Raw genomic sequence first — 25,046 nt, 5'->3', positions numbered from 1 at the left:
CCTTCGATGCCTTCGCGCTCATGCCGCGCCTTGTCGTCGCGGGGCAGTGCGCTGAAGATCGTCCGTCTCGCTTGGAGGAGACCATGGCCACATCCACCCGCATGCCCGCCGATCCGGCATCGAGCCACCGGGCCATCGAGAACCTGATCGCACGTTACGCCGAGCTCGTGGACGACGGCGATTTCGCGAGGCTCGGCATCCTTCTCGCTGACGCCACCTTCACAGGCAGTGGCGAGCCGGTGAGCGGGCGCGACGCGATCGAGAAGATGTTCCAGGACACTCTGATCGTCTACGCCGACGGCACGCCGCGAACCCAGCATGTCACCACCAATGTGGCCATCGAGGTCGACGAACAGGCGAGCACGGCGGTCTCGCGTTCGTACGTCACCGTGATGCAGGCGCTGCCCGACCTGCCGCTGCAACCCATCGCCGGCGGTCGGTACCACGACCGCTTCGAGCGCCGTGATGGGCAGTGGCGCTTCGTAGCGCGACGGGTCCGTATCAACCTGGTCGGCGATGTGAGTCGCCATCTGCGCCAGGCTGCCGCACAGCGGTAGCCATTCCCCGGGACGGGCGTCGACAAGGCCCCCGGTCTCACGTGGCTGGAAAGGATTGGACGGGGTGATGCTCGGGCTTGTAGTTTGCGGTGGACCGTGACACCGCCCGAGGAGGTGAGACCCATGAACGCAGTATCGACGTGGGTGCTCCCCCTTCCCGCCACGGCCGGCGATTGACGTAGGTGTCGCCGGGAGCGCCTCCACAACAAGGCACTCCCGAAAGGCAACACCTATGGACTCTCCGCAGTACACCACCGAGCCGTCCTCGAACGATACGGCCGAGCGCGACTTCACCGTGAGCGACGCCCCCGGGCTCCGGTCGTCGCCCTTCGGCGCCGATCGCGCGCCCCTCATGTTCGACGTGATCATTGCCGGGTGCGGGCCGACCGGTGCGATGCTCGCCGCCGAATTGCGGCTGCACGATGTGCGGGTACTCGTTCTGGAGCAGGAAACCGAGCCCGTGTCGTTCGTCCGCATCGTCGGTCTGCACATTCGCAGCCTCGAGCTGATGGCAATGCGCGGACTGCTGGACCGTATTCGCGAACACGGAAGACAGCGTCCGGCCGGCGGATTCTTCGCCGCCATCAACAAACCCGCGCCCCAGGGCCTGGATTCCGCGCACGCCTATCTGCTGGGCATCCCGCAGCCGGTCATCGTTCGCCTGCTCGAAGAGCATGCGATCGAACTGGGTGCGCAGGTCCGGCGCGGTTGTGCGGTGGCCGATTTCGAGCAGGACGACGAGGGGGTGACCGTCGAGCTGGCCGACGGCGAACAGTTGCGTACGCGCTATCTCGTCGGCTGTGACGGCGGACGCAGTACGGTGCGCAAACTGCTCGGCGTCGGCTTCCCCGGCGAGCCCTCGCGGACCGAGACGCTGATGGGCGAGATGGAAGTGGGTGTGCCGCGGGAGGAGATCGCCGCCAAGGTGACCGAAATCGGCGAGACCAATAAGCGATTCTGGCTCAGGCCCTTCGGCGAAGGGGCATACAGCGTCGTAGTCCCGGCCGAGGGAGTCAGCGGTCGCGCGGAACCACCCACCCTCGAGGATTTCAAGCAACGGCTGCGCGCCGTCGCCGGAACCGATTTCGGCGTGCACTCCCCGCGCTGGTTGTCCCGCTTCGGGGATGCCACCCGGCTGGCCGAACGCTACCGGGTCGGGCGGGTGCTGCTGGCCGGCGATGCGGCACACATCCATCCACCCACTGGCGGACAGGGCCTCAACCTGGGCGTTCAGGACGCATTCAACCTCGGCTGGAAACTGGCCGCACAGATCCGCGGCTGGGCGCCGGAAACTCTGCTGGACACCTACCAGGCCGAACGTCATCCGGTCGCCGAGGACGTGCTGGACAACACCCGCGCCCAGATGGAACTGCACTCCACCGAACCGGGCCCGCAGGCCGTGCGCAGGCTGCTCACCGAACTGATGGACTTCGACGAGGTGAACCGCTATCTCATCGAGAAGATCACCGCGATCGGCATCCGCTACGACTTCGGCGAAGGCCCCGACCTGCTCGGCCGCCGCCTGCCCGACATCGAGGTGAAACACGGCCACCTCTACGGTCTGCTGCATCGCGGCCGCGGCCTGCTGCTGGACCGCACCGGACGCCTGACCGTCGGCGGCTGGTCGGACCGGGTCGATTACCTCGCGGACCCCACCGCGGCACTGGATGTTCCCTGCGTCCTGCTACGCCCCGACGGCCACGTCGCCTGGATCGGCGACGGTCAGCAGGACCTGGACGACCACCTCTCCCGCTGGTTCGGCAAGCGCGTTGGTGGGCTGTGTCCGCCCCGGTCCGCCCGAGCAGGCTGACCTCGCGCTTCGCAGGTGGGCCCCTGACCGGCGATGATGCCGACCAGGGGCCACCCCGGCATATGGGCCTGCGTCAGCCGTCGTTCTCCGCCGAAGGGATGGCGGCGCCCGGCACGTCCTGCGGAGCGTAGATCTTCTTCTCTCCCGGGTACGGCTTCGCCCAGTTGTGGGTCTCGTACCACGTGAGATGGTTCATCTGGGCGGGGGGAGCGTAGTCCGGAACGGCGTTGGGACCGGTCAGCCGCTGCTTCGACTTCCACTGGCCCCACTCGGCGGCGACGTTCTTCATGTCCGTCGGCACCGAGGCCGACGGCACGGCCGCCGCCTTCAGGCTCTGCGCCGCGGGGGTGTCCAGACCACAGGAGGGCGGGGTCTTCACACCGTCGGTCAGCGAGGTCCGGTTGGGCAGCGTCTTGAACGGCGTGAAGTCCGGTCGCTGGGTGAACGCCGAGGCCATCGGGGTGGCCGCGGTGTCCTTCTGGTTCATCGGCTGGATCCCGAGGATCTGCTCGATGGTCCGCATCATGTTGATCTGCGAGTAGTAGTGGCTGTCCACCGTGGAGTGCTTGGCCCAGGGGCTGATGATCTGGACCGGGGCACGGTGGCCGTCCACGTGGTCGAGACCCGCCTGGGAGTCGTCCTCGACGACGAAGATCGCCGAGTCCTTCCAGTACTTGCTGTGCGAGATCGCGTCGACGATCTGGCCCACGGCGAGGTCGTTGTCGGCGACCTGGGAGGCGGCGCTCACCGGGCCACCGGTGTGGTCGCTGGAGAGCCAGAACATGTTCAGGTTCGCCGGACCGTTCTTCTCGAAGTCCTTCTTCCAGATCTGTGCCCGGTAGACGTCCGGGACGCTGGTGTCGAACTTCGGGAAGCCGTGCACCGACACGTCGTTGAGGGACGGGATCGGCGAGGTCGAGTTCAGCGGGTAGGCGGTGTCCTGACCGGTCGCCGCCATGTTCTTGCTGTCGCAGTACAGGTTCTGCCAGCTGGCGCCCGTCGGCTTGGTCAGGAACTGCTGGAACTCACCGAAGTTCCGGACGGACTTGTGGGCCGCCTGCGCACCGGTCCAGATGAAGCCGGTCTTCTGGTGGCCGAGGGCGTCGTCCTCGGTGTCGTAGCTGCGGGCGTACTCACCGGCCGATGACTCGGTGTACTCCGGGTCGTCGGCCTGCATCAGCCAGTTGTGGCCCTCGGCGGAGTTGGTGCCGATGTCGTACGTGTTGTCGTACAGGCCGAACTGCTTGGCCAGGGCGTGCTGGTTCGGCGTGACGTTCTCACCGAACTCGGCCAGCGACGGATCGCCGTTGCCCCGCGGCACGTCACCGAAGACCTGGTCGTAGGTCCGGTTCTCCTTGACGAGCAGGAAGACGTGCTTGATCGTCGAGGGGTCGCCCAGCTTGACGGGGACCGGCACCGGCTTGGCCGGGGAGCCGTCGGACTTCTTGAGCGACTGGCCGTTCCAGCCGTTCTGCTTGAAGACCTTGCCGGTGTAGGACTTGATCACGCTGTCGTCCGGCAGCGTGAACTTCTGCACGCTCGACGTCGTGTCGTGGGTGCCGCGACCGCCGGCGGCCTTGCGGCGGGCGTCGATGCCACGGGTGTTGGAGACGTACACCTCGTTGCCGGACGTGGTGATCTCCGAGGGGAAGTAGTCCGTGGGGAGCAGGCCGACGTAAGCGACCGGCTCCTGCGCGGAGGTGTACTTGTAGACGGCGACGGCGTTGGCGCGGCCGAGGGTCACCAGCAGGTGACCGTCGTCGGTGAGGGTCACCGCATCGGGCTCGTAGCCCACCCGAGCCTTGGCCCACGGCTGGGTGGAGATGGTCTGGACGACCTTGTCCTTCGCCGTGTCGATGACCGACACGTTGTTGTCGGCGGTGTTGGTGACGAACACCGCGCCGTTCTTGGCATACACGGCGGTCGGGTGCAGACCGACCTCGATGCCGGCGACCGCGGCGTCCTGGTTCGCCAGGTCGATGACGCTGACCGTGCCGCTGGTGGTGGCAGCGGTCTTCTGGTCGGCGAGGACCTGTGTGTCGTACGAGTTGATCGTGGGCTCGCCGGGCTTGGCGGGACGACCGCCCTCGTTGCTCACGTAGAGTTTGTTGCCGACGACGACCATGCCGCGCGGGGCGTTGCCCACGTTCCAGCTCTGCTGGATGGTCCCGGTCGCGGCATCGATGGCGACGACCCGGTTCTGGCCGTTGACCGCGGAGTACACGGTCTTGCCGTCGGCCGAGAACGCCGCCGCGCCCACCAGGGCGTGCTTGGACCCCTGCGCCGGGATGCTGACGGTCCTCGGGCCGGCGACGCTGCCGTCCGCGTTCACGGTGAACACGGTGTAGCCGTCCGGCTGGCCCAGCCACAGCTGCTTGCCGTCGGGCGAGTACGTCGGGCCTTCCTGGCCCACGTTGTTGCTGCTGATGCGGGGGTTCGACGACGCGGCATTGCTGACGAGCTGCTGCGTCTTCCAGCTCTTCAGGTCCACGATGGCCAGGGCCGCGCCACCGTCGGTGACCGAGGCGGCCATGTGCGTGCCGTCCGGGCTGACCGAGGACGACATGATCTTGCCCTGGTTGATGACAAGACGGTCGCCGTACGGGGCGATGTACTGGTTGCTGGAGACGACCTGGCCGTTCTCGGTGACCTGGCCGACCTGGTCAGTGCCGAACTGGTGGGTCTGCGCGAGCGCCGTGCCGGCGGCCACGAGGGCGACAGCGGTGGTGCCCGCCGTCAACAGCGGTATCCGGCGGCCGATGCGTCTGCGGATGAGGTTGATCCGAGCTTCCTGGACGAGCTTACGGCGGCGAGTTACCTGCATGGAGTGTTATCCCTTCGGGGTGGTGTCGAGCAGTTCGACGTTGCCGTCGAACTGCCACAGCGGGTTCGGTGCGTCCCCGTCGGGGGTCCGCACCAGGAAGTAGCCGTTCACTTCCTTCGGTCCATCGCCATCGGCCATGAACCGCCCGTCCGGAGTGACGTCGAGTTGGTAGATGGCCTGTCCTGTGGCCTCGACGCCGGGAAGATGCCAGGTCACGACGCAGCGCCAGTCGTTGCCCGGGCCTTCCGCCGCGACCCTGGCGGATCCCTTGTTGCACGACGCCGTGGCCTTCAACTGGGCCTCGGTGACGGCGGGCCGGTTGAGCTGGTCGGTCTGCATGCGGTACAGGTGCGCGAACGCCGTGGCGAGCGAGCGCTGCACCTTGTCCTGCTCGATCCCGGAGCCCGTCGCCGAGGTCGTCGCGGCGACGACCGCGAACGACGCGGCGGCCACCCCGACGAGCGGCAGGACTCCGACGGTGATCGCGCGGCGGCCCGAACCGTCGTGGGTCAGGTTGGTGAAGTCGCGCCGTACGAAGAGCACATACGCGAGCGCCGTCGCGACCACGGCCCACACGAGGCTGACAGCGATGCCAATCAGCAGCGGGCCGAGTTGTCGGGGGCTGGTGAACAGGCCGTTCCAGGAGATGAAGGCGTAGCTCGGCAGGGCGACGCGCACGGCCACCGGAAGCGGCAGCATCTGGGCGACCGCCATCGCGAGCGAGACGAGCACGGGCACCAGCAGCCCCATCGGGGACCGTCCCAGCGTGACCGACCCGAGCAGGCCGAGTGCGGCGAGCGCCAGGGTCGGAGCGAGGACGCAGACCCAGGCGAGCAGGACCGAGACGGCGGCGTCCGATGGTGCGAGGAGATGGCCGTCGAGACCGACCAGCGGCTGGTTGCCGACCACGAGCAGGCCGCCGACGGTGCTGGAGACCGCGAGCCCGGCTACGAGCAGCAGCAGGACGGTGAGACTGGCCACCGCCTTCGCCACGAAGATCCGCCGGGGCGAGCGGACCGCCACGAGCAGATGGCGCCAGGTGCCGAGCCGGTCCTCGGCGGCGAACACGTCACCGGCAGCGACGGAGGTCAGCAGCGGGAGCGCCCAGGTCCCCGCGAAACCGAGCACCACCAGCGGCCCGGCCCACCCGGAGGCGAGCATCCAGCGCCCGAAGAGGGTGTCGACGGGAAGCGTGCTCTGCTGGCTCACCCCGGCGACGAAGAGGGCGGGAGCGATCCAGCAGGCGAGTACCAGCACGCGGATCCGCCACTGGGAGACCAGCTTGACGAGCTCGAAGCGACAGGCCCGGATGACGGGGACGCGACGGCCCCCGGTCATCTGCTCGTGTTCCTGTTCCGGGCTCTGGGTGAGGGTCGCGGTCATCTGCCCGCCTCCTGCTGCTGCTCGATGAGGGTCAGAAACGCGGCTTCGAGCGGCGACACCAAGGGAGTGAGCTCGCGCGGCGCGACGCCCTTCGCCACGAGCCGCACCACGAGTTGGTCGAGGGCCGGCACCAGGCCGCGTACGACGAGCAGTTCGGCGTCCTGCCGTATCCCGGCGTCGTCGACGACCTGGATCCCCGGTGCGTCGTCCGCCAGCCGGCGCGCGGCCTGCGGGTCCGAGGTGACCAGCCGGTAGTCGAGTTCACGGTTCTCGGCGGCCAGCTCGCTCAGCGGGCCGGAGAAGACGACGCGTCCGGCGGCGAGGATGGTCACCTCGGAGCACAGCGCCTCGAGGTCGTCCATGTTGTGGCTGGAGAGCACGACGGCGGTTCCGTCGGCCGTGAGCCGGTTGAGGACACCGTGCACATGCTTCTTGCCCGCCGGGTCGAGGCCGTTCGACGGTTCGTCGAGCACGAGCAGCCGGGGCTTGGTCAGCAGGGCGGCGGCGAGCCCGAGCCGCTGGCGCATGCCGAGGGAGAAGCCGCGGGTACGGTCGTCGGCGACGTCGGTGAGACCGACCTCGGCGAGTACGTCGTCGATCCCCGCCGTGCGCGCGTCGTGACCGCGGAGCGAGGCCAGCGCGGCGAGGTTCTGCCGTGGGGTGAGCGAGGGGTAGAGAGCGGGGCCGTCCACGAAGCCGGCCACACCGTCGGGAGCGGCGAGTGCCCGCTCGACCGGTGTACCCAGGACCTCCAGGCGACCGCCGTCGGCCACCGCGAGCCCCAGCAGAAGGCCGAGCAATGTCGTCTTTCCGGCGCCGTTCGGTCCGACCAGGCCGTGGATCTGACCCTGCGTTACATCGAGATCGATGCCGTCCAGGGCGACGACATCACCGAAGCTCTTCGTGATACCGCGAGCCCGGATTGCGCGGAGTTCTTCCATGGGTCCCTTCCTTCAAATGCCTCAAGGACCCTATGGATTGATCATGTCGCTCATAAGGGTGGAGAGTTGAATGTACGTAGAACATGAAACGACGTGGCATTCTCGACGTCGCCGCCGAGCGGGGGCGCCCGCGTTTTGACCAGCGTCTTTGCCATTACTTGGGCAAAGATGGATGCTTTCATTAATGAGTTGCAATGGTGAATGCCGCGGTGAATGCCAACTGGGCGCGGAGCGGAATTGCGCTGCGCCCTCGGAGTCTCCGCGGGGTTCGGCATCCATGGGTTGCCGTGGTCCGAATCTGGGCATTTTGTGCCGATCGGGGCCGTCGCCGGGCTCGAGGTCGCCGTCGGCCGCGAGCCGGGCCTGCTGTCGTTCGGGGCTGTGCCCGGCTTCGTCGTAGATCTGCTGGCGCAATGCTCATATTTTTCAGGAGTTGTTTGTTCGATACCAGTCCTCCGAACGCGAACAAGGATTGGGCTGCTACATCTGAGGTCGCCCGGTAATCCAGACAGGAACGGTTCGGGCGGCGGACTGATTTCACCTGCCGCGACGTCTTTACCGAAGGAGCGTTATGAGTTCGCGTAAATTGCTGAGTGTGCGCCTCCGGCCCTTCACGCGGCGTACCCCGTTCGCTGCGGGCGCGGCAGCAGTCGTGCTTGCCTTCGCCAGCCTCACGGTTGCACCGGCAGCGGTCGCCGCCGTCCAAGCCACCCATCCCGCGGGCAGCGGTGATGTGGGGGTGCTCGCCTACTGCTCGTCGTCGCGCCCTCAACCAGGATCTGTTCCTTGGGGGCATTTCGGTGGCGATCAGCAGACCGCGTGCCGCAAATGCGATGAATCGGCAAGGGTCCAGCGTGCGAAGGGCAGGATCTCCGCGTATGCCTGCGAGTACAACGGTTCGGTGGGTGAGGCCTGGGCGTCGGTCATATGGACATGCCCGTGGCCACTAAAGCCTCCGTGCGCGGCTTGATCCGAAACTCAGTGCGGGGCGGCTTTTGGTTGCCGAAGCCGGTCACTGGGCCGCCTCCGCCTTGCCTGTTCGTTCAACCGGGCGGCGTGGCCGGGGACCACACGCCCATCCACCGTTCGGCGTCCCACGCCTCGTACCGTTGCGCCTCGGTGAACCCCAGCTTCGGGTCGGCACTCACCTCGTACCCGGCGACCCACGCTCGGCGAAGATCTCGGCGGCGATCTGCTCCGCCGTGGCGAGCATGTCCGTCAGACGTGCGCGGCCGGTGTCGGCCAGACTCACCCCGTGCAGCTGTTCAGTTGATGGCCGGGCGGAGCCCTTGCAGCACGAGACGGAAGACCCGGCACCGGACCGGTGACCCGGTGCGCTCCCGCGCGAGAGCGGACGGGTGATGTCCGCTGTCGCCCGGGTCCTGTGTCATCGGGGGCGCGGTCTACGATCAACGCTGCCGTGTGAGAACCGCTTACCACCGGGGGACTTGGGGCTGTGGACGACCGGGATCAGATACTCGCTGACCGCTACCGCCTGGTGCGCCCGCTGGGGCGCGGCGGGATGGGGGAGGTGTGGGAGGCGCAGGACGCCAGTCTGCGGCGGGCGGTCGCGGTCAAGGTGATCTCGGTCCTTGCGGGTGGCGGCAGTCGGGCCGACGAGGCGCGCGCCAGGTTTCTGCGGGAGGCGCGGATCAACGCCGCGCTTCAGCATCCCCATATCGTGACCGTCCACGACCTCGGTGAGGCAACCACCAGCCAGGGCACGACGCCGTTCCTCGTGATGGAACTGCTCCGGGGCGAGGGCCTGGACGCCGTTGTCCGGCGCGGACCTGTCGGCGAGGAGGAGGTGGCGCGGTGGGGGGCGCAGGTGTGCGACGCGCTGGGGGAGGCGCATGGCGCCGGCATCCTCCACCGCGACATCAAGCCCGCGAATCTGTTCGTCGCGGCCTCGGGTGGCCTGAAGGTGCTCGACTTCGGGATCGCCCGCGCCGCCGACGCCTCGGCCACCGGTGACCGGCTGACCCAGACCGGGTTCATGGTGGGCACGGCCTCGTACATGGCACCGGAGCAGGCACGCGGGCGCCCCGAGCAGCGCAGCGACCTGTACTCCCTCGGGTGTGTGCTGTTCGAACTGCTCACCGGGCGGCTGCCGTTCGATGCCCCGGACACCCTCGGGTACATCACGGCGCACCTTCACGATCCGCCCCCGGCGCCGAGCAGCCTCGTGTCCGGCGTCTCCGCTCCGTGGGACCGTCTGGTCGGCCGGCTGCTGGCCAAGGACCCGCGCGAGCGATACGAATCGGCCGCCGTGCTCGCCGACGAGCTGCGGCGCTTGGGTGGTGTGCGGCAGGCCGTACCCGCGGTTCGCTACACCCCCACCGTCGCCGACCGGGAGGAGCGCGGGGCGAGCTCACCGCCTGCGGCTGCCTCCGTGTCCGACGATCTCGCGGCGGCATCCACGGTTCAGGCGCCCGCCGCGCCGTCCGGTGGAACAGGCATGAGCCGGCGCAGCCTGCTCCTGGGGGGCGCGGGCGTCGCCGCGGTCGCGGTCGCCGGAGGGGCGGCCGCGATGTACCTGACCGGCGACCCCGAGCGGGACCCGGTCGCCTGGTCGCAGAAGATCGCAGACGTCGACCTGATCAACTCCGACGGTCCGGACGTCGTCCTGGCCGACGGCCGGTGTCATGTGGCCGCCGGTCACTACTACAAGGAGACCGCCGCGCTCCACACCTTCGACCTTGCCACCGGTAAGCGTCTGTGGAAGAAGTCCCTCAACGCGGCCTGGTCCCGGGAAACACGCTTCACGGTCGTCGGCGGCACGCTGATCGCCCTGACCCGGTACTCCGATAACAAAGGCGGACAGGTGCACGCCTTCGACGCTGCCACCGGCGAGCGCCGGTGGCAGCATTCGGTCTCCAACAGCGCCATGAGGCTGGAAGTGCACCGGCCCAGCGGCCTGCTGATCACTGGAGAGGACGGTCACGTGATCGGAATCGATCCGCGTACCGGCAACCAGCGATGGGCGACCGACGTATCCTCCCCCTACGACGCCACATGGATCCTGGCCGGCGACCTGATCCTCTGCAGCGGCGGAATCGCGCTACTCGGCAAGACGGGCAAGAAGCTGTGGACACGCTCCGGCTTCCAGCCGCAGGGCGATCTGGCGCAGCCCCTGGGTGAGGGCCTGCTCTGCTACGAGGACGGCAGGACAGCCCCCGTCGACCTCGTCTGCCGCAGGGCGGACACAGGTGAGGTGATGTGGCGGAGCCCGTTCCAGAAGACCAAACCGGACACCTTCACCACCGGGGCCTTCCAGCCGCTCGACGAGCTGGTGTCGGGCACCACGGTGTTCCTTCCGCTGGCCGCGGGGCCCCGCCGGAAGCCGACCGCACTGAACGGACTCACCGGCGAGCAGATCTGGACCTACGGCAGTACGTACCAAGAGGTTGGCCTGAAGGAACAGGCGACGACCAGCGTGGCGGGCGGGTTCGTCCTGCCCACGGGATCGGGGCCGGTGTGCGTGGCCGCCGACGACGGCACGAAGCGGTGGCATGCCGACACTCAGAGAGTGCAGACCACCAGCAAATACGCCCTGCTCTCCGGGACAGAGCAGGCGCGAGTGTTCCAGCGCTGGACCAGCGTGCGGATCGTCGGAGTGGAGCGTGGCCGCACGCTCTGGACGGGCCAGTTCGACAGCACGTCCATGAGCGAGCCTGCCGCGAGCGGCGACTCGATCGCGTTCCTCGACGACGGCGGCACACTGTGGGCGGTGCGCGTGTGACCCCTCGGACGTGGAAGCCCGGGAATGTGGGGAATCCCCCCAAGAGGTCAAGATCACGACGATACGCTCTCAAGCGTCATTTATGAGGCGAAAAGGCGCCTGATACGCACGTGAAGTGTGCGGCGAGGGGGAACCGTGCAGGGGGCAAGGGACGTTGATGTCGAGTGCATTCTCGCCATGGTCGACGCGTCGGCCGCACTGGTGGCTCCGGAGGACCGAGAGGATCTCTTCTCGGAGTTCGCTGAGGACATGCGGGAGAGCGGCCGTATCCCGGGGGAGGATTCGGCGCTGGTCGATGACGCCGATGCGGGCATTGCCGACACCCATGTCTTTCTCGGGATCGGACTTACTCTGCTCGGCCAGATCGCGGTCAAGGTGGTGTCCGTGGCGACCGACATGGCCATCGAGCGCGGTATCCGGGAAGCGGTGACCTTCGTGGTGAAGCTGTTCCGCGGGAGCGAGCCGGGGGAGGACTCCCCGGACGATGTGGCCGACGCCGTCACGCGTCAACTGGCCGTGCCGGCAGAGCTCGACGAGGAGACGCTGCGCCTCATCGTGCGCTCCCAGCTGGAGGCGTGGGCACGAGCCGAGGGCCAACCCATCGACCCGGCGTAGCGGACGTGGAGACAGTAGACGACCGCGCCGTCGCGGGCGCGTCGCTCGCCTCGCACCGATCGCGGCAACTGCACTCGCTGAGCCGCGCTCACCGCGCGCTGTGGGCGGTGATTCTCGCGCCCTTCGCGCTGTTCCCCCTGGTTGTCGTGGTTATCGGTCAGGAAGGCGGCGACCCGGTCGCCAATCCCATCGCCGTTCTCTTGTCTGCTCTCGCGGCCGGTTGTCTGTCCTTCGCGGTGGTGCTGATCATCGTGATGCAGGTCTGGGCCAGGCGTTCGTACGACCATCGCCACGGCGGGATGAAATACCGCCTCGTGGACTGGTCCGACTCGGCATGGGAACGGGTGCGAGCGGCATTCGTCTCTGCGGGGTTGGATCCCGACCGTCTGCGGGCCGTGAGTGTATGGGACCAGAAGGCGAACCTGCGGGCACGTCACATTCCCCGCCCGACACCGGGGCGGCTGGGGCGGCTGGCCGATTGGACCGTGCCCCGAAACAAGCTGCTGTACGGCGCGGGTGCTGTCTTGGGGATTGCCGCAGCGGTGTTCCAGAACGACATCCCCGAATTCACCGACACCCCGTTGTTCATGGTGTTCCTCGTCTGTGCTCTGGTGGTCATGCTCCCTTTCGCCTGGAGGCATGGCTCTCGGCAGATCCGGTTGAATCTGCGGGATCCCGACAACATCGTGATCATTCCTTCGCACTGGCGGCCCCAACTTCGTCGGGATCCGAAGGCCACGGTCCGGCTGCTGCACGAAATCTCCCATGTGCGGCACGGCGACCCGGGCATGCAGCGCCTTCTCGCCGTATGCCCGGGCATCGGGCAGTTCCTCGTGTTCGTCGATGCGGCGACGGTCTCATCGCTGACAGCGAATACGGGGGTCGTCGCCGCCGACTTCGTGGGCACGGTCACATTGGGGATCCTGAGCGTACGGCGTGCCGCACGCCTCATCCCACTGGTCCACGAACTGCGCGCGGACACGGAGGCGTGCCGGGACGCCGACACCACATCCCATATGGTGGTATTTCTCCGAGAGCTGCAGGCCAGGCATTCGAGCGAGGAGAAGGCGCTCCGGCTCGCCTCGCTCACCAACGGCCCTCAGATCCGCGCGTTGCGACGGCGGTTGGCGGTGCCCGTCGTCATGATGGCGGGCTGTGTTCTCACCGTGATCAGCACCGCTGCAGAGGAACTCTTGGGCGTGCTCACGATCTCCGTGTAGAACTCGATCAGGCCCAGGCCGTGAAGAAGCTGGTCATCGCGGCCGGTCGGATCCAGCTTTCCCCTACGGCGATGAAGACGGCCGGTCCCGAGACACCCGGGTGGGTGTGGCAGACCCTTCCTGCACCACTTCCGCGAGCCTAGCGTCGAGTCATGAACGATGAGCGATTGATTGCGGAGCTGCACGGCAGATGGGTGTTCGGCTGGGAGCGGAACGAGGGGGACGCGCCGTTCGACTTCCGGCGTACCTTCGGCGAGTTCTACGACTTCGACTCTCCGGACCTCCGCCTCTACGACGACTTCGACCCCGAGCAGCGTGTCGCGACGACAGCCACTGGCTACGGCTCGATCTGGGAGCCCCACTTCGATCGGATGGTGTCCGCTCACCATGCCGTGGACGACGGCCCGCACGTCATCGCGAGCCACCACCTGGCGGCGTCGACACTGACGTTCGTAGCGCGGATCACCACGCCTGACGGTGCCACGGACATCCGTACCACTACCTCGTTGGTCTGGCGTAGAACGCCGGACGGGTGGCGGATTGTCCGCGAACACAACTCGACCCGTGTCCTGCCCGCGGGCGGCTTGGACGGAAGGCTGCCGGTGTACGAGGCCGGCTGACCGCGTACACCGGCTCGGCCCGGGGAGGGGGGCTCGCTCGGCCGGTACCGGCCCCCTCACCACGCGTCGATCGGGCGATCGAGCACTGACGGTCTCGGTTTCTCAGCCGAGCTGGGTGGGAACGACCGTCAGCTCGGCGATGTTGACCCGGGCCGGCGCCGCCACCGAGTACGTGATCGCGTCGGCCACGTCTTCGGCGGTGATGGTCGTGATCGCCGACCGCATCTCGTCCAGCCCCGCCCGAGTGGCCTCGTGTGCCATGGAAGCGCCGAGTTCGGTGACGGCGAACGCCGGGTCGACGGACCGCACTCGTACGCCGCGAGGCCCGAGCGAGGCGCGCAGGTTGCGGGTCAGCTGGGTGACCGCGGCCTTGGTCGCACCGTAGACCGGGTAGTCGGCGAAGATCACCTCGGCCGCGGTCGAGCCGAGGTTCACCAGGTCCGCGGCCTGTCCGGCGTCCGCCGCGGCGAGGAGGTCGGCGACGAAGACCCGGCCGGTGGCCAGCAGGCCTCGAAGATTCACGTCGATCATCTGGTCCCACTCGGCGGTATCCGCCTCGTCGAACGGCGCTCCGAGCATCACCCCGGCGTTGGCGACGACCAGGTCGGGCCGGCCCAGAGCATCACGGATCGTCGCCGCGGCGGTTGCCAACGCGGCGGGGTCGGTGACGTCGACGGCGAGGGGCAGGACGTCGGCGGAGCCTTCCTTGCACAGGTCCGCGGCGAGGTTCTCCAGCAGCGAGGATCGCCGGCCGAGCAGAGCGACCGCCGCTCCGGCCGAGGCGAAGCGGCGTGCGGTCGCGGCGCCGATGCCGGCGCTGGCCCCGGTGACCACCGCGACCCGGCCGGCGAGCAGCCCCGCGGACATACCGGGGGCGGGCTGGGAGAAGTCTTCTGAAAGGTTGTTGGTCATGAGGTCGAGCATGTGCGCTGCGCCGAAGGCCAGCCAGGACGGTCTCATCCGGGGTGCGCCACCCCCAGGCAACCCGTCCGCACACGACAGCCGGGTGTCCAGGTGCGCCACCGCACTGGGCCTCGGACTGGGCATCGACTACGCCCTGCTGATGGTCAGCCGCTTCCGGGAGCAGCTCGCGGCCGGGGTGAGCGTGGACGACGCCGTCCGGCGGACGGTGCACACCGCGGGCCGCACCGTCGCCTTCTCCGCCGCGACAGTCGCGGCAGCCCTGGCGGCGCTCCTGGTGTTCCCGCACTACTTCCTGCGCTCGATGGGCTTCACCGGAGTCGGTGTCGTCGCCATCGCCGCGCTGAGCACCCTGTTCGTGATGCCTGCCCTGCTGAAGGTTCTGGGGCACCGGGTCAACAGCGGGCGGCTGCCGTGGGCGAAGTCGCAGCGCTCCGACGCCCGGGAACCCCTGTGGGGACGGCTGGCGCGTACCGTCATGCGGCGGCCCGTGCTCACAGCACTGCCCGTCCTCGCCGTGCTGCTGTTCGCGGCGAGCCCGCTGCTGAACATCACCTTCGGCACGCCGGACGAACGCGTGCTGCCCAAGGACGCCGGGAGCCGCCAGGTCTCGCAGGTACTGCGAGAGAAGTTCAGCGGCAGTGAGGACTCGGCCCTCCACATCGCCATCGGCCAGTCCGTGGACAAAGCCCCGTTGGCGTCGTACGCGGGCCAACTGTCCGCGCTCGAGGGCGTCGAGCGTGTCGAGACCAGCACGGGAACCTACACCAAGGGACAGTCCGCGGCGACCGGCCCGGCCAACTCCGCCCTCGGCCGGCCCGACGCACAGCGGATCAGCGTGGTGAGCAGCCTGACACCGAAGTCGGAGGCGGCCGAGAGCCTGGTCAAGCAGGTGCGCTCGGTCACCCCGCCCCTGGGACCCACCCTCTGGTCGGGGGGAATGACGCGGTACTCGTCGGCGCCAAGGAATCCATCGCCGACAAGCTCCCCCTGGCCGTGGCCCTGATCGTCCTCACCACCTTCCTGCTGCTCTTCCTGTTCACCGGCAGCATCGTGCAGCCGCTGCGCGCACTGGCCCTCAACCTGATCAGCCTGGCAGCCACCCTCGGCGTCATGACCTGGATCTTCCAGGACGGCAACCTCTCCTCACCGCTGGGCTTCACCGCGCAGCCGATGGAGATGACGATGACCGTGCTGATGTTCTGCATCGCCTTCGGCCTCTCGATGGACTACGAGGTCTTCGTCACCAGCAGGATCAAGGAACTCCACGACCACGGAGCCGGCAACGAGACCGCCGTGGTCAACGGCCTCGGCCACACCGGGCGCATCGTCAGCGCGGCTGCCTGCCTGCTCGCGGTGAGCTTCTTCGCCTTCGGCACCGCCAAGCTCAGCTTTATGCAGATGTTCGGCCTCGGCAGCGGACTGGCCGTGCTCCTCGACGCCATCGCCGTTTGCGGCATCCTCGTCCCCGCCGCGATGCGTCTGCTCGGGAAGACGGCCTGGTACGCGCCAGGCTTCCTGCGCAGAATCCACATGCGGTACGGCCTCAGCGAAAGCGGCCCCGAGCCGACGTCCGCACCTGGACCCGCAGCAGTGGCTCCGACACACATGGAGAACTCGAGCAGGGTCTGACCAGGCGTGCTGTCCGGGGCGGTGTCCGGGTGGACGTATCCGGCGCCGCCGCGGCGCTACCGTCCTTACTGCCGGATGCCCGAAGTTCTCTGATCAAGCTCTCACCCGCGTGGATGATGTATCGGCACGCGTAGTGCCCGCGGGGTGGGGTGTGCGGGCGGCGGGCGTGGCGAAGGATGCGGCCACCACGAGTATCAGGACCAGGAACAGTGCGTTGCGGAGTCCGAAGTGCTCGCCGAGTTGGCCGAGTGAGGGCGGTCCCACGAGGAAGGCGACATAGCCGAGGGTGGCGGCGAGGGAGACCCTTGCGGCGGAGTTCTCGCCGGAGTCGCCGGCCGCGGAGAGCGCGACGGGGAAGCCCAAGGACGCGCCGATGCCCCACAGGATGGCGGCTGTCGCCGCGATGGCCTGGTTGTCGACGAGGATCACGAGTGCGATGCCGACGGCTCCGATGATCGCGCTGGCGCACAGGGCGGTCGCGCGTCCGTAGCGGTCGACGAACCGGCCGCCGGCGAAGCGGCCGACGGTCATCGAGGCCGCGAAGACCGCGTACACGGCCGATCCGAGCGCGGGGTCGAAGTCATGGCCGTCGACCATGACCAGCGGCAGCCAGTCGTTCGCTGTTCCCTCGGCCATGGCAAGGGCGAGGATGATGCCGCCGATGAGCAGCAGTCTCGGTTCCTTCCACACCGCGGGGTGCGCGGAGACCTGCGTGTGCGTGCCGCTGTTGTTGTCGGTTCGCCGGCCCACTCCGGCGGGGACGTATCGGATGGTCGGCACCAGTACGGCCAGCACCACGGCGGTGACGATGGCGAGATGCCACAGGACGGGGAACGAGACGGCGGTCAGAATCATGCCGCCGGCCGCGCCGACCACCGTGCCGAGACTGTAGAAGCCGTGCATCGCGGGGAGGGTGGAGCGGCCGAGCAGCCGTTCCACCTCCGCCCCTTCGATGTTGAGGGCCACCTCGCCGCCGCCCATCCCGAGGCCGATGAGTCCGAGCCCGAGGGCCACGACCGTGTCCGCGCCCGCCGCGGCGCCCAGGCCGATGACGCCGGACCCCGCGGCGGTCGCCAGTGTTCCGGCCGCGATGAGGGGCCGGGCGCCCCAGCGGGCGACGAGCGGTCCCGAGCACAGGATGCCCGCCATGGACCCGACCGAGAGCCCGAACAGGACCAGGCCCATGCGTCCGGTGGAGGCTCCGAGCAGGTCGCGTACGTCGGGGGTGCGGGTCACCCAGGAGGCCATGGCCAGGCCGGGCAGGAAGAACAGGGCGAACACGGCGGTCCGGCGCCGGCCGGGGCTGACAGTCACAGGGAATGCCTCACAGGAGATGACCGAACACAGGAGTCCGAAGGAGTCTGTACGATCGTACACACTTCGGGCGGGGTCGCCGTGTGACACATTGGGGGCGTGAGCGGCACACGGCGTGAGATCCCGAACGATCCCGGACGCAAGGACCGGATTCTCGACGCCGCTCTCGACGTCATCGCGGAGGGCGGCGTTCACAGGACGACCCATCGCAAGATCGCTTCACGGGCCGGCGTCCCGCTGGGCTCGCTGACGTACTACTTCGACGGCATGGACGATCTGCTGGCGCTGGCGTTCGCCCGCCTCGCCGACACGATGTCCCAGCTCTACCGCCGCACCGTGCACCGCGCCGGGTCGACCGCCGAGGCGGAGGCAGCCGTGGTCGAGCTGATCTGCGGGCCGGCCTACGCCACTGACCGCGACATGACGCTCATCTTCGAGATGTACGCCTATGCCAACCACAACACCGCGGTAGCCGCGACCACCCGCTCCTGGCTCGCACGCAGCCGGGAAAGTCTCGCCCTGCACTTCACTCCCGGAGTGGCCCGGGCCCTCGATGCCCTGATCGAGGGCTGGCCCATGCACCGCCGCTTCGACGCCGCCCGCCTCAACCGGCAACTTGTCGCCGGAGTCGTGCACGCCGTCGTCAACGCCGCGCCTGCCCTCCCCGACGAACAGCTCTGATCGCTTCGCCTTCCCTCGTCCGGCAGGGATCGGGCACGGCGAAGGACGGGGACTTTCGACTTGTTGAGGACAAAGTATGGACGGTTCGGGGTGTTGTTCGTACGCTGGGCGTCGATTTCGTACGGACGTCTGCGTGCATCACGGCGGAATGCCGCTGCACCACCCGTACGTGGACGAACTCCACTCCATGACCGCGGTCCGCCGTCGGTCGCTCCGCCTAGCGCCCAGCAGGAGGAAGAGTGACGCCACGCAAGTACCTGAGCCCCCGTAGCCATCGCCGTGGGCCACGAAGATTCGCCGGCCTGCTCCTCGCGGCCCTTCTCACCGGCGGTCTCGCGACACCGGCCGCCGAAGCGGACGACAAGCCCTTCGGTGACCTGCCGCCCCAGGAACCTGGCGTCACCCTCCGCGTCTTCGACGTCCAGTCCCCGCTGAGCAAGCTCTGCGACCTCAAGCCGGCCCAGACCCCCAACGTCGACAAGCTGATCCCCAACGTCGACTGGTCCTCCACCGAGGGCTTCGGTTTCACCGACAACTTCGTGTCGCAGATCATCGGCAACATCAACGTCCCCACCGACGGCACGTACACGTTCCGCCTGATCAGCGACGACGGCTCCCGGCTGCTCATCGGCGACAAGAAGGTCGTCGACCACGACGGACTGCACGGTGCCGAGCCCAAGGACGGCGAGATCGCCCTCGCACCCGGCTACCACGCCCTGCGCATCGACCACTTCGACCGCGGTGGCGAGCAGCAGGTCACCCTCCAGTGGAAGCCGCCGGGCGCCGACGACTTCTCCCTCGTCCCGAACTCCGTGCTCAGCACCGACGCCGGCGTCGTCCGGGTCACCGCCCCCGGCCGCAAGGAGTGCGAGGGCAACTATGACACCCCCGGCGACGGCCTCCCGTTGACCTCGGTCAACCCCGGTTACACGCTCACCGATCTGCGTCCCGAGGGCTTCGAGCCGCAGGTCTCCGCGATGGACTGGCTGCCGGGCGGCAAGCTCGCCGTGACGACGTGGGGCGGCAGTACCAAGACGGAGGGAGAGGTGTACGTCCTCGACCACGTCACGGGTGACACCGGCCCGGACAAGGTCACGTACAAGAAGATCGCCGGCGGCCTGAAGGAGCCGATGGGGATCAAGTACGTCGACGGAAAGCTCTACGTCTCGGAGAAGCACCAGCTCACGGAGTTGTCCGACATCGAGGGCGACAACACCGCGGACGAGATCCGCAAGGTCGCCGACTGGCCGTACGGAGCGAACTTCCACGAGTTCGCCTTTGGACTGCTCTACGAGAACGGGAACTTCTATCTGAACCTCTCGGTGGCCATCAACTACGGCGGCGCGACCACCGATCCGCAGCCCGCCGCGAACCGCGGCACCACCATCAAGGTGAACAAGAAGACCGGCAAGGTGAGTTACCTGGCCGGTGGCCTCCGTACACCGAACGGAATCGGACGGGGCCCCCAGGGCGACCTCTTCGTCACCGACAATCAGGGCGGCTGGCTGCCCGCCTCCAAACTGCTCCACGTCAAGCAGGACCGCTTCTTCAACCACTACACCAACCCGGACGGCCCGTTCGACGACCGCCAAGTCACCAAGCCCGCGCTCTGGCTGCCGCAGAACGAGATAGCCAACTCGCCCAGCACGCCGATGCTGTTGAAGAAGGGACCCTTCGCCGGGCAAATGCTCTTCGGCGACGTCACCTACGGCGGTATCCAGCGCGCCGACCTGGAGAAGATAGACGGCGAATACCAGGGCGCGGTGTTCCGGCACACCCAGGGCCTGGAGGCCGGCATCACCCGAATCAGCACCGGACCGGACGGTGCGATCTACGCCGGCGGTCTCGGCGCCGACGGAAACTGGGGCCAAGAAGGAAAACTCCGCTTCGGCCTGCAAAAACTCACGCCGAACGGCACGACCGCCTTCGACATCAAGACCATGCGCGCCACCCGCGACGGCTTCGAACTCACCTATACCAAGCCCCTGTCGGCCGAGACCGCCGCCAAGCTGACGGACGGCGCCTACTCCGTCGAGCAGTGGCGCTACGTCCCCACCCCGGCGTACGGCGGCCCCAAGGTCGACGAAGAGGCCCTCCCCGTCGCAGCCGCCCGACTGTCCGCCGACCGTCGCACGGTCCGGCTCACCATCCCCGGCCTCAAGACCGACCGGGTGGTGCACGTACGCTCACCGCGCCCCTTCGCCTCGGACACCGGTGAGCAACTCTGGTCCACCGAGGCCTGGTACACGCTGAACGCACGCCCCGGCCCCGAGCAGCCCGTCACCTCGTACGACGCGGAATCGGCACGCCTGGCGGGCGGAGCCGACATCGACACCGAGCACGCCGGCTACACCGGCGGCGGCTTCGTCGACGGCTTCGGCACCCCGGGCGCCACGGCCACCTTCGAGGTCGACGCACCCGCGAAGGGCAGCTACGACGTGGGACTGCGCTACGCCAACGGCCCCCACCCCTTCACCGGCACCAAGACCCTGGGCATCACCGTCAACGGCGCGCAGGCGCAGCAGACCAGCCTCCCCTTCACCGGCGCCTGGAACCGCTGGTCCACCAAGACCGAGCGGCTCTCCCTGCGCAAGGGCCGCAACACCATCGCCTATACCTATCGGCCCGGGGACACCGGCCACGTCAACCTCGACATGATCGAGGTGCGCAGACCCGGCAGCCGGATCGACCTGTTCTCCGGCGGCAGCGTCTCCACCGCCTGGCAGCACACCGACGGACGCGGCGTCGAATGGCCGCACACCGCCGAGGACTCCATCGAGGTGTGCTGCGGCGACATCCGCACCAAAGAGGCTTTCGGTGACTTCAGGCTGCACGCCGAATTCCGGGTGCCGAAGCTGCCGGACGACGTCACCGGGCAGGACCGCGGGAACAGCGGCATCTACCTCCAGGAGCGGTACGAGATCCAGATCCTGGACTCGTTCGGAGTGGAGGAACTCGCCCCGAACGAGGCCGCGGCCATTTACAACAAAAAGGCCGCCGACCTGAACGCCGCCACCCCACCGGAAACCTGGCAGACGTACGACATCGATTTCCGCGCGGCCCGTTTCGACACCGAGGGCCGGAAGACCGATGACGCCAGGATCACCGTGGTGTGGAACGGCAAGAAGGTCCACGACAACGTGGCCGTGGACGGCCCGACCGCCGCCGGCGACGCCGAATCGGCGGCGGCGGGCGCGATCCGGCTCCAGGACCACGGCAACAAGGTCCGTTTCAGGAACCTCTGGATCGAACCGCTGGACTGACAGCCACGAAGAGAACTGTCCCGGGCCGGTGAACCCACCGTGCGTGAGAACACACGGCTTCGTCGGACCCGGGACAACTGGGCCCATGATCGTGTCGGAATGACCCGCACGCTGCCTCAAACCCGGACCGCTCAGGTGCGGCGCCGCTCGTGGCGTACCCGCCGCACGAGTTCATCCGCGGCCTGTGGCCAATGGGTGTGGTCGAATGTGAAGCCGGTTTCAAGTAGCCGGCCCGGCACGACGCGGCGGCTCTTGAGCAGGAGTTCGGTGTCGGATCGCAGGACGAAGGCGCCGATCTCGGCCATCCATTTCGTGGTCGGCAGGCCCACCGGTGCGCCCCACGCCTTTCGTAGCGCGTGCATGAACGCCCGCTGGGGGAGGGGAGCGGGGGCCGCGAGATTGATTGGTCCGGTGATGTCGTTCCGATCGATGAGGAACGTCGTCGCGCGGACGAAGTCATGGTCGTGGATCCAGGACATGTACTGGTCGCCGCCCGCGACCGGCCCGCCGAGGCCGAGCCGCGCCAGCCACAGCAGGTAGTCGAATACACCACCGCGGTCGGGGCTCATCACCATCGCCGAGCGCAGGGCCACCTTGCGGGTGCGCGGTGTCTGGGCCCGTTGCTGCTCCCGCTCCCAGTTCTTCGCGATCTCGACGCTGAAATCCCAGTAGCGGGGGACATCGGGTTCGCCGCCGCCGATCACTCCGGTCGCCTCGTCGTGAGGTGCGTCGAAGCGGTGGGCGTAGATGGTGGCGGTGCTCATCTGGAGCCAGACCTGGGGAGGCCGTCGGGCGGCCGCGATCGCCTCGCCCACGACGCGCGCGGAGTCCACGCGCGAGTCCATCATGACCCGGAGGTTCTGCTCGGTGTAGCGGCAGCTGACGCTGCGGCCGGCCAGGTTGATCACGACATCGCTGCCGTCGATCGTCTCCGCCCAGGGGCCGAGAGTTCTGCCGTCCCACCGGAGTTCACTGTCCTGCGTCGGCCGTCTGGTGAGCACCACGACCTCGTGGCCCGCGGCGGTCAGCGTGCGGTTGAGTATGCCGCCCACCTGACCGGTGCCTCCGGGTATCACAATCTTCACGGTGCTTCTCCCCTCCCGCGGTGCGCCGAGAGCACCGGTTCCTACTGCGATTTCAGTAGCTGGTCCAGTGACTTCAGTAGCCCGCAGTGCCAGTAGCCGCACGACGACGGGACACGCCCTCCCGGGCGAGGCTGGGTGGGCAATCGAGGAACGGATCTGGAGTGGCCTGACATGGCAACTTTTCTCTATCGACTGGGCCGTACGGCCTTCCGGCGACGAGGCTACGTCGCCCTGATGTGGTTGGCCATCGTGGCCGCCGTGGGTCTGGGTGGTGTGCAGGCGTCGGGGGCCTCCAGCGATGACTCCTCGATGCCGGGGATCGAGTCCCAGAAGGCCTACGATCTCATGCGGCAGCGCTTCCCCGGAGCGAGTGCCGACGGCGCCGGCGCCACGGTCGTCTTCGTCGCCCCCGATGGGCAGAAGGTGACCGCGACCGACAACAGGAAGGCCATCGAGGAGACGGTGGATTCCCTGGGCAAGGGCTCGCAGGTGGCCAGTGTCGCGGATCCCTTCGAGTCGCACGCCGTCAGCAAGGACGGTTCGACGGCGTACGCGACCGTCACCTACAAGATGGCGCAGGACAAGGTCACCGACGCCAGCCGTACGGCGGTGAGCGAGGCCGCCGACCACGCGCGTGAGGCGGGGCTGACCGTCGAGACCGGCGGCTCCGCGATGGATGCCGGCGGTGGTGTCAGCGGGGTCGCCGAGATCGTCGGCATCTCGGTGGCGGCCGTCGTGCTGCTGATCACCTTCGGTTCGCCGGCCGCGGCCGGGCTGCCGCTGCTGACCGCGATCGTCGGTGTCGCCGTGAGCCTGTTCGGGATCATGATGCTGGCCCACCCGCTCGGTCTGTCCTCGGACACCAGCACCCTGGGGATGATGCTGGGTCTGGCGGTCGGCATCGACTACGCGCTGTTCGTCGTCTCCCGCTACCGCGAGGAGCGTGGCAAGGGTCACACGCCCCAGGAGGCGGCCGGTCTGGCTGTGGGTACCGCCGGCTCAGCGGTCGTCTTCGCCGGCGTCACCGTGGTGATCGCGCTGGCCGGCCTCTCGGTGGTCGGGATTCCGATGCTGACGAAGATGGGCCTGGCCGCCGCAGGGGCGGTCGTGATCGCCGTACTGGTTGCGCTGACGTTCGTCCCGGCGTTCCTCGGGTTCTGGCCGAACGCGGTGCTTGGGCGCCGGATGCGCAAGGGATCCAGGACTGACGTCGCGGCGGAGAAGGCGGAGAAGGCGGAGAAGGGCGGCAAGGAGAACCTCGGCACCCGCTGGGCCCGTTTCGTCCTGCGCCGGCCTCTCCCGGTACTGATTCTCGGTGTTCTCGGGCTCGGTGCCCTCGCCGTACCGATGGCGTCCCTGCAACTGGGTATGCCGGGTGACGAGGCCAAGTCCACCGCCACCACCGAGCGCCGCGCCTACGACGACCTCGCCAAGGGCTTCGGCCCCGGCTTCAACGGCCCGCTGACCATCGTTGTGGACGCCAAGGGAGTGCCCGACCCCAAGGCCGCCGTGAAGATGATCAGCGAGAAGATCGGCGACACGAAGGGGATCGTCTCGGTCTCGCAGGCCGGCTTCAACAAGGCAGGTGACACGGCGGTGTTCCAGGCCATCCCGGCCACCGCCCCCACCGACGAGAAGACCAAGACCCTGGTCAAGACCATCCGCGCCGAACGTCCCGCCCTGGAGTCGGACACGTCCGCGACCTTCGAGGTCACCGGCACCACCGCGCTGAACATCGACGTCGCGGCCAAGGTCCAGTCGGCACTGGTCCCGTACCTGATCACGATCGTCGGTCTGGCCGTCGTGCTGCTGATGGTGGTCTTCCGGTCCGTCTTCGTGCCCCTCAAGGCGGCGCTCGGCTTCCTGCTCTCGGTGCTCGCGGCCCTCGGCGTGGTGGTACTGGTCTTCCAGCAAGGCCACCTCGCAAGCCTCTTCGGCGTGGAGCAGACCGGCCCGATCATGAGCCTGATGCCGATCTTCCTCGTGGGCATCGTCTTCGGACTGGCCATGGACTACGAGGTCTTCCTGGTCTCCCGGATGCGGGAGGCGTACACCCACCGTGAGTCGGCCAAGCAGGCCGTAGTGTCCGGGTTCCGGCACAGTGCCCGCGTGGTGGTGGCCGCCGCGCTCATCATGATCGCGGTCTTCTCCGGATTCATCGCCGAGGACGGCTTCATGATCAAGATGATCGGGTTCGGCCTGGCCATCGCCGTACTCTTCGACGCCTTCGTCGTCCGTATGGCGATCGTGCCCGCCGTACTCGCCCTGCTCGGCGACAGGGCCTGGTGGCTGCCGAAGTGGCTGGCCCGGATCCTGCCGCGGGTGGACGTGGAGGGGGAGGCACTCAGCTGCCGGCCGGACGGGAACCAGGCCCCGGACGCGGACCCGGCCCCGGCCCCGGACGAGCCGGTCGAAGCGCGCGTCTGACCGACTCCGCC

15 protein-coding genes and 1 pseudogene are annotated in these 25,046 nt (G+C 68.3%); 10 read left to right on the top strand and 6 right to left on the bottom strand.

All coding sequences use genetic code 11. The annotated features are described in order from the left end of the window. Window positions 1-83 precede the first annotated feature (83 nt). Entirely contained in the window at window positions 84-557 is a 474-nt protein-coding gene (locus ACFV2X_RS39930) for a nuclear transport factor 2 family protein (RefSeq protein ID WP_385626215.1), read from the top strand. A gap of 232 nt (window positions 558-789) precedes the next feature. Further along, window positions 790-2,367, top strand: a complete 1,578-nt coding sequence (gene rox / locus ACFV2X_RS39925) for a rifampin monooxygenase (protein WP_385626206.1) — start codon at window positions 790-792, stop codon at window positions 2,365-2,367. A gap of 73 nt (window positions 2,368-2,440) precedes the next feature. Here the strand turns inward: rox and ACFV2X_RS39920 are convergent, their stop codons facing one another. From ACFV2X_RS39920 to ACFV2X_RS39910, 3 genes are read right to left on the bottom strand one after another with little or no spacing between them, the layout of a single operon-like run. After that, window positions 2,441-5,191, bottom strand: coding sequence for an alkaline phosphatase family protein (locus tag ACFV2X_RS39920; protein WP_385626205.1), 2,751 nt, complete (start codon window positions 5,189-5,191; stop codon window positions 2,441-2,443). A 6-nt stretch (window positions 5,192-5,197) separates the two neighbouring features. Then, the gene (locus ACFV2X_RS39915) at window positions 5,198-6,574 is read right to left on the bottom strand and encodes an ABC transporter permease (RefSeq protein ID WP_385626204.1); all 1,377 of its coding nucleotides are present in this window, start codon (window positions 6,572-6,574) and stop codon (window positions 5,198-5,200) included. Further along, entirely contained in the window at window positions 6,571-7,515 is a 945-nt protein-coding gene (locus ACFV2X_RS39910; protein WP_385626203.1) for an ABC transporter ATP-binding protein, read from the bottom strand. The genes ACFV2X_RS39915 and ACFV2X_RS39910 overlap by 4 nt, the downstream gene beginning before the upstream one ends. 1,456 nt (window positions 7,516-8,971) lie before the next feature. On the opposite strand from ACFV2X_RS39910, the gene ACFV2X_RS39905 reads away from it, so the two are divergent. From ACFV2X_RS39905 to ACFV2X_RS39890, 4 genes are all read left to right on the top strand, one after another. Beyond that, a complete protein-coding gene (locus ACFV2X_RS39905) occupies window positions 8,972-11,257 on the top strand; it encodes a PQQ-binding-like beta-propeller repeat protein (RefSeq protein WP_385626202.1) in 2,286 nt (761 codons plus the stop codon). 177 nt (window positions 11,258-11,434) lie between these two features. Further along, entirely contained in the window at window positions 11,435-11,872 is a 438-nt protein-coding gene (locus ACFV2X_RS39900; protein WP_385626201.1) for a hypothetical protein, read from the top strand. A 5-nt stretch (window positions 11,873-11,877) separates the two neighbouring features. Continuing rightward, window positions 11,878-13,092, top strand: coding sequence for a hypothetical protein (locus ACFV2X_RS39895; RefSeq protein WP_385626200.1), 1,215 nt, complete (start codon window positions 11,878-11,880; stop codon window positions 13,090-13,092). Between the two features lie 152 nt (window positions 13,093-13,244). Beyond that, a complete protein-coding gene (locus tag ACFV2X_RS39890) occupies window positions 13,245-13,712 on the top strand; it encodes a YybH family protein (RefSeq protein WP_385626199.1) in 468 nt (155 codons plus the stop codon). A 102-nt stretch (window positions 13,713-13,814) separates the two neighbouring features. On the opposite strand, the gene ACFV2X_RS39885 is transcribed toward ACFV2X_RS39890, so the two are convergent. Then, the gene (locus tag ACFV2X_RS39885) at window positions 13,815-14,624 is read right to left on the bottom strand and encodes an SDR family oxidoreductase (protein ID WP_385626198.1); all 810 of its coding nucleotides are present in this window, start codon (window positions 14,622-14,624) and stop codon (window positions 13,815-13,817) included. A gap of 109 nt (window positions 14,625-14,733) precedes the next feature. Between ACFV2X_RS39885 and ACFV2X_RS39880 the strand changes: the two are divergent. Further along, a pseudogene (locus ACFV2X_RS39880) lies at window positions 14,734-16,265 on the top strand (MMPL family transporter); the annotation flags it as partial. Between the two features lie 93 nt (window positions 16,266-16,358). Here ACFV2X_RS39880 and ACFV2X_RS39875 read toward each other — a convergent pair. Further along, entirely contained in the window at window positions 16,359-17,579 is a 1,221-nt protein-coding gene (locus ACFV2X_RS39875; RefSeq protein WP_385626197.1) for an MFS transporter, read from the bottom strand. 99 nt (window positions 17,580-17,678) lie between these two features. Here ACFV2X_RS39875 and ACFV2X_RS39870 point away from each other — a divergent pair, with 99 nt between their 5' ends. Beyond that, window positions 17,679-18,260, top strand: a complete 582-nt coding sequence (locus tag ACFV2X_RS39870; RefSeq protein WP_385626196.1) for a TetR/AcrR family transcriptional regulator — start codon at window positions 17,679-17,681, stop codon at window positions 18,258-18,260. A 239-nt stretch (window positions 18,261-18,499) separates the two neighbouring features. After that, a complete protein-coding gene (locus ACFV2X_RS39865; RefSeq protein ID WP_385626195.1) occupies window positions 18,500-21,523 on the top strand; it encodes a family 16 glycoside hydrolase in 3,024 nt (1,007 codons plus the stop codon). Window positions 21,524-21,654: 131 nt separating this feature from the next. Here ACFV2X_RS39865 and ACFV2X_RS39860 read toward each other — a convergent pair whose 3' ends face one another. Next, a complete protein-coding gene (locus tag ACFV2X_RS39860; protein WP_385626194.1) occupies window positions 21,655-22,608 on the bottom strand; it encodes a TIGR01777 family oxidoreductase in 954 nt (317 codons plus the stop codon). Window positions 22,609-22,779: 171 nt separating this feature from the next. Between ACFV2X_RS39860 and ACFV2X_RS39855 the strand changes: the two genes are divergently transcribed. Continuing rightward, the gene (locus tag ACFV2X_RS39855) at window positions 22,780-25,035 is read left to right on the top strand and encodes an MMPL family transporter (protein ID WP_385626193.1); all 2,256 of its coding nucleotides are present in this window, start codon (window positions 22,780-22,782) and stop codon (window positions 25,033-25,035) included. The last annotated feature ends 11 nt before the right edge of the window (window positions 25,036-25,046 follow it).

Source organism: Streptomyces sp. NPDC059679, assembly GCF_042734105.1.
Taxonomy (GTDB): domain Bacteria; phylum Actinomycetota; class Actinomycetes; order Streptomycetales; family Streptomycetaceae; genus Streptomyces.
The sequence above is the reverse complement of the archived record's forward strand: the minus strand, read 5'-3'. Positions and strand labels throughout refer to the sequence as shown.

Bases quoted from the DNA above. Each gene is read 5' to 3' on its own strand.
- ACFV2X_RS39930 (WP_385626215.1), top strand. From the start codon at position 84: ATGGCCACATCCACCCGCATGCCCGCCGATCCGGCATCGAGCCACCGG.
- rox (WP_385626206.1), top strand. From the start codon at position 790: ATGGACTCTCCGCAGTACACCACCGAGCCGTCCTCGAACGATACGGCC.
- ACFV2X_RS39920 (WP_385626205.1), bottom strand. From the start codon at position 5,191: ATGCAGGTAACTCGCCGCCGTAAGCTCGTCCAGGAAGCTCGGATCAAC.
- ACFV2X_RS39915 (WP_385626204.1), bottom strand. From the start codon at position 6,574: ATGACCGCGACCCTCACCCAGAGCCCGGAACAGGAACACGAGCAGATG.
- ACFV2X_RS39910 (WP_385626203.1), bottom strand. From the start codon at position 7,515: ATGGAAGAACTCCGCGCAATCCGGGCTCGCGGTATCACGAAGAGCTTC.
- ACFV2X_RS39900 (WP_385626201.1), top strand. From the start codon at position 11,435: ATGGTCGACGCGTCGGCCGCACTGGTGGCTCCGGAGGACCGAGAGGAT.
- ACFV2X_RS39890 (WP_385626199.1), top strand. From the start codon at position 13,245: ATGAACGATGAGCGATTGATTGCGGAGCTGCACGGCAGATGGGTGTTC.
- ACFV2X_RS39885 (WP_385626198.1), bottom strand. From the start codon at position 14,624: ATGACCAACAACCTTTCAGAAGACTTCTCCCAGCCCGCCCCCGGTATG.
- ACFV2X_RS39855 (WP_385626193.1), top strand. From the start codon at position 22,780: ATGGCAACTTTTCTCTATCGACTGGGCCGTACGGCCTTCCGGCGACGA.